Genomic DNA, 4,952 nt, shown 5'->3' with positions numbered 1-4,952 from the left:
TCAATTTGCGATTTTGTACGGAGATCGGTTCATCAGGCCGACCTGGTGAAAATCAGGGCCTGCCTAGCGGCAGGCCATTACCGGCCCGAACACAAAAAAACTGACAGTCCCTCACAGGCATAATTGGCCCGAAACAAATGTGGGAGCTGGCTTGCCAGCGATGCGCCGCGCGGGCGGCGCTCGATCTCATAGGCGCTACAACTCTAACGTCGAACATCTCGAAAGGCCTGAGTGCAAGGGCGGCGCAATGAACGATACCGACCTCCGCCCCCTCATCTGCTCACAATGGACTTAATGGGCGACATCCAACGGCATCCGATACTCGATCACCCCCGGCTTCTCGGCAATCCAGTCATACAACCGCTGCGCAGTCCGGTTGCTCTCCTGGGTATGCCAGTACAGCCGGTCGCACTGCTGCTGCCGGGCCTGGTCCTGGACGAACTCGATCAGCCGTTTGCCGACCGTCCGGCCCCGTGCGCTCGGGCACACGAACAGGTCTTCCAGGTAGCAGAAGTCGTTGCGCCCCCAGGTCGAACGGTGGAACACGTAGTGGACGAAGCCGAAGATCTGCTCCCCGTCGGTGGCCACGGCGCAGTGCATGGGCTCGGCCGGGTCGAAGAAGCGGGCCCAGGTGCGCTCGGTAATGGCTGGGCCCAGGTCCACTTGGTAGAAGGCCTGGTATTGCGCCCAGTAATCGCACCAGGGCTGCAGATCGGCTTGCTTCACTCGGCGAACGAAAACGGGCAGTTGGGTGGTGGTCATGGTTGGAACCCCTTTTGGACAAGACAGCGTGAATGAGTGAGGGGCCGGCCTGCCCGTAGCGCTTGCCTTCCTTGGCGGCTGCTTGCGGGCCTGGGTTTTATAGCGGATAAATGGTTGGTTTTTACCTGCCAATTGATTGGTAATGGCCAGACCATTTTGGATTTCCGGGTAGGGGTAAAGCTTGAGATTGCCGGGGGCGCTTTGCGCCCCTTTCGCGACACAAGGCCGCTCCTACAGGGGTTCGCGGTCGCCTGTAGGAGCGGCCTTGTGTCGCGAAAGGGCTGCGAAGCGGCCCCAGCATTAGCAGCCCTAAATCAGAACCATCAGCCAGGGAATCAGGCCAATGTTTAAACACGCACAACTGGAATCGGTAAAAGCCTGGATCAACGACCCCGCCCACAACGCGCTGGCCTTGCATGTGCGCATCCAGCGGGCGATCCGCCAGTTGATCCTCGACGGCGCACTGCCGGTAGGCAAGGCGCTGCCCGCCTCGCGCCCGCTGGCCCAGTCCCTGGGCGTATCGCGGGATACCGTGGAATCGGCCTACAGCCAGCTACACGCCGAAGGCTTCATCGAGCGGCGCGTAGGCAGCGGCAGCTTCGTGTCGCAACGGACCCGGTGTCTGCCGCTACGCAAGCGCCAGCGGCCGGCACACAGCGAAGCCCCTGTGCAGTTGAGTTGCCGAGGCACGGCGATTCTGCACAGCGGTGGCGTGCACAACTTCCAGTCCCCTCGCCCCTTCGCCCCCGGCGTGGCCGAAACCCGGCACTTCCCCCTGGCCATCTGGGAGAAGCTGGAGCGGCAGGTGTACAAGGAATACGGCACGCGGGCGCTGGAACACAGCGAGCCGCAGGGCATGGCGCCGCTGCGCAAGGCAATCGCCGATTACCTCAACCTGGAGCGCGGCGCCCAGGCATCCGCCGAGCGCATCCTGATCCTCACCAGTTCGCAGCAGGCACTCGGGTTGTGCGCCCAGGTGCTGATGGACGCCGACGACAAAGTGCTGGTCGAGGACCCGCTGTACCAGGGCACCCGCAAGGCCATCACTGCGGCAGGCCTGGCAGGCGTACCAGTACCCGTGGATGAGCACGGCCTGCAGGTGGACGCGATGGCCCGGCTCGCGTCGGACGCTCGGGCGCTGTTCCTCACCCCCTCCCACCAATACCCGACCGGCGCGACCCTGTCGCTGGACCGGCGCCTGCTGGCGATCGAATGGGCGCGCCAGCAACAGGCCTGGATCATCGAGGACGACTACGACAGCGAATTCCACTACGCCGGCCGCCCCACCGCCTGCGTGCAGGGCCTGGACCCGCATGACCGCACGCTGTACATCGGCACCTTCACCAAATCGCTGTTCGCCGGGCTGCGCATCGGCTACCTGCTGCTGCCGCCCAAACTCGTCGCGCCGATGACCGCCGCCCGAACCCTGCAGGACGGGCATAACGCCTCTATCGCCCAGCTGACCCTGGCCAGGTTCATGGAGGGCGGCCACTTCAACGCCCATGTGCGGGCCATGCGTGGGCTCTACGCCGAGCGGCGCGATGTACTGGCGGATCTCATTCAGCGGCACCTGGCGGCATTTCTCGTGCCGCAGATCCCGGCCGGGGGGCTGCAGATGCCCTGCCATTTCGTCCAGGCCTTGCCTGAAGACGCCGTGGTCAGGGCCGCGCGCGGGGTGGGGATCGACCTGCTCGGGCTGGGTGGCCTGTATGCGATGCCGAGGAACGATGTTGGCTTGCTGATGGGGTTTGCCGCTCAAACAACCGCCGAGATGAAGGCCGCGGTGGTGAAGCTGGAAAAGGTGTTGGCAGGCTTGGCCACTGCGGGACGCCCGCGTCGATAAACCGTACTCCACGAAACCAATTGCCGTAGAGGAAGGCAGCGAAACCGCCCCGCCAACCCTCTAACACTAACGCCTAAAATACTTGGCTCAAAAGCAGTAAAAACCGCATAACGCCTACTTATGCAGGCTTTATAAAACATCAGAGCCACCTTCAAAAATCGCTTTTCAACGCCTGAGATTCTGGGCAAAGAGATCGATAACGGCCTTTTAAACATAGGATTCCAGGCGTTATGAAAGCCACATCAATGACCGACGACGCCATCGCCCGTGAGATCGGCCAGCGCATTGAAGCGATCCGCTTGAAGCGTAATATCGGCCAGGACATCGTTGCCCATGAAGCCGGGATCTCTCGGGAGACCTACCGCAAGCTCACGGCCGGCAAAGGCACCTTGGTCAATGTAATCGCCGTGCTGCGGGTGCTTGGGGAGTTGGAGCGCCTCGCCAGCCTGATCGAGGAAGTCAGAAGCAGCCCCTTGCAGCTGGCGAAAATGCAGGGCAAGCAAAGGCAGCGAGCGACAGTTACACGGGCAACCCAGCCGGCGCCTGAACACACCGGCAAAAACCCGATTGGAAAGCCCTCGCTCATTGGTGGCCAGAACCCCCACAAGGATGAAAGCTAGTGATCGCACAGTGGCCACGCTTTGCCAGGGAAGCGGGTGTGCCTGCCACAGCCAGTTAACGGATTGGCGAGGCACACCGGCTGTACCTTGGCGAGGGGCTGTGAACCTGGCCCGCTACACGGCGCGATAACGCTCAGCCACCTGGGACTGGCGCAAATCCCCCATCAGCATCTGCCGCGCACCGTCCAGCGCCGCCCAACGCTCGGCGTGCTGCAACGGCGGAATGGTGATCGCCTCGCGCCGGTCATAGCCCACCAGTGCGGCATCGACCAGATCTTGTACCTCCATCACTTCAGGCAGCGAATCGATGTCCAGCCCGGAGCGTGACCAGATTTCGGTACGGGTCGCTGCCGGCAGCACGGCCTGCACATAAACACCCTTTGGCCCCAGTTCCAGCGCCAGCCCCTGGGACAGGAACTGAACAAAGGCCTTGGTAGCGCCATACACCGTCATGCCCAGCTCCGGTGCCAGCCCCACCACCGAACCGATGTTGACGATCGCACCACTGCCCTGCTCGGCCAGACGCGGGGCGATGGCAGCCGCCAGGCGGGTGACGGCGGTGACGTTGAGGCCGATCAGGCGTTCGAGGCTTTCGCCGTTCTGCCCGAGGAAACCGCCCGACTGGCCTTGGCCTGCGTTGTTGATCAGCACACCGATGCGTCCGTCTTCACGCAAACGGGCTTCGACCTTGGCCAAGGCAGCTTCCTGCGTCAGGTCGGCGACCAGCACCTCGACCGCGACGGCAAATTGCTCATGCAGGCGATCGGCCAGGGCCTCCAGCCGGGCCTGATCGCGGGCGACCAGTACCAGGTCGTGGCCGCGCTGGGCGAAGCGTTCGGCATAGGTGGCACCGATGCCGCTGGAAGCGCCGGTGACAAGAACGGTAGGCAAGGCACTCATGGGTAGATCCTCAAGGTTGGGTGTGTCTGCCTTTATGATTACGATCACAATCTAATCATGTCAACGTTTTGATGATGAGCGTCATCAATGTATGATGAGCACCACCACCCCGGTGCAGGAGTCGCCCGCCATGAAAGTCAGCAAGGCACAAGCCCAAGCCAACCGCGCTCACATTGTCGAAACAGCCTCCTCGCTGTTTCGCGAGCGGGGGTATGACGGGGTCGGTGTGGCCGACCTGATGGCCGCTGCCGGTTTTACCCATGGCGGGTTCTACAAGCACTTCGGCTCCAAGGCCGACCTGATGGCCGAGGCCGCGGCGTGTGGCCTGGCCAGCAGCGCGGCGCGCAGCGAAGGGGTCGATCTGGCGGACTACCTGGGCCAGTACCTGTCCAGGGAGCACCGCGACAATCCGGCGCAAGGCTGCACCCTGGCGGCGCTGAGCAATGATGCGGCGCGCCAGCCCGAGGCCGTCAAGGCGGTGTTTGCCCAAGGGCTGGAGCAGTTGCTGCAGACGCTGCAGGCGGCCGGCGGGCCAATTGATACTGCCGATGAGAAGGCTCAGCGTGCCCGGCGCTTGAGCGTGATTGCCACCTTGGTGGGTGCCATCACGCTGTCCCGCGCCTGCCCGGATGATTCGCCGTTGGCGGATGAAATTCTCGAGGCTTGCCGGGAGCGGCTGCTGAAGCCGTAAAGGCTTTAGCTCGGGCACAGCCCCCGGCGATCAACTAACGGCTTGCACGCCCCTGTAGGAGCGGCCTTGTGTCGCGAAAGGGCTGCAGCGCGGCCCCAGGATTTCAGCGTGAAAGCAGAAATCGCCGGGGCTGCTC

Annotated in this window: 5 protein-coding genes; 3 read left to right on the top strand and 2 right to left on the bottom strand. The window is 63.2% G+C overall.

Translation table 11 applies throughout. The annotated features are described in order from the left end of the window. Nucleotides 1-291: 291 nt before the first annotated feature. Nucleotides 292-762 carry a GNAT family N-acetyltransferase gene (locus ABE459_RS25680; RefSeq protein WP_323833802.1) on the bottom strand — a complete coding sequence of 157 codons (471 nt, stop codon included), beginning with the start codon at nucleotides 760-762 and terminating at the stop codon, nucleotides 292-294. Nucleotides 763-1,105: 343 nt separating this feature from the next. On the opposite strand from ABE459_RS25680, the gene ABE459_RS25675 reads away from it, so the two are divergent. Next, a complete protein-coding gene (locus tag ABE459_RS25675) occupies nucleotides 1,106-2,605 on the top strand; it encodes a PLP-dependent aminotransferase family protein (protein ID WP_323833800.1) in 1,500 nt (499 codons plus the stop codon). 245 nt (nucleotides 2,606-2,850) lie between these two features. Continuing rightward, entirely contained in the window at nucleotides 2,851-3,225 is a 375-nt protein-coding gene (locus ABE459_RS25670; RefSeq protein ID WP_323833798.1) for an XRE family transcriptional regulator, read from the top strand. Nucleotides 3,226-3,339: 114 nt separating this feature from the next. On the opposite strand, the gene ABE459_RS25665 is transcribed toward ABE459_RS25670, so the two are convergent. Next, nucleotides 3,340-4,125, bottom strand: a complete 786-nt coding sequence (locus ABE459_RS25665) for an SDR family oxidoreductase (protein ID WP_125462952.1) — start codon at nucleotides 4,123-4,125, stop codon at nucleotides 3,340-3,342. A gap of 130 nt (nucleotides 4,126-4,255) precedes the next feature. Here ABE459_RS25665 and ABE459_RS25660 point away from each other — a divergent pair, with 130 nt between their 5' ends. Beyond that, a complete protein-coding gene (locus ABE459_RS25660; RefSeq protein ID WP_323833795.1) occupies nucleotides 4,256-4,816 on the top strand; it encodes a TetR family transcriptional regulator in 561 nt (186 codons plus the stop codon). The last annotated feature ends 136 nt before the right edge of the window (nucleotides 4,817-4,952 follow it).

It is taken from the genome of Pseudomonas sp. TWI923 (assembly GCF_039673365.1).
GTDB classification, from domain to species: domain Bacteria; phylum Pseudomonadota; class Gammaproteobacteria; order Pseudomonadales; family Pseudomonadaceae; genus Aquipseudomonas; species Aquipseudomonas sichuanensis.
The sequence above is the reverse complement of the archived record's forward strand: the minus strand, read 5'-3'. Positions and strand labels throughout refer to the sequence as shown.

Coding starts and splice junctions, on each gene's coding strand:
- ABE459_RS25670 (WP_323833798.1), top strand. CDS start 2,851: ATGACCGACGACGCCATCGCCCGTGAGATCGGCCAGCGCATTGAAGCG.
- ABE459_RS25675 (WP_323833800.1), top strand. CDS start 1,106: ATGTTTAAACACGCACAACTGGAATCGGTAAAAGCCTGGATCAACGAC.
- ABE459_RS25680 (WP_323833802.1), bottom strand. CDS start 762: ATGACCACCACCCAACTGCCCGTTTTCGTTCGCCGAGTGAAGCAAGCC.
- ABE459_RS25660 (WP_323833795.1), top strand. CDS start 4,256: ATGAAAGTCAGCAAGGCACAAGCCCAAGCCAACCGCGCTCACATTGTC.
- ABE459_RS25665 (WP_125462952.1), bottom strand. CDS start 4,125: ATGAGTGCCTTGCCTACCGTTCTTGTCACCGGCGCTTCCAGCGGCATC.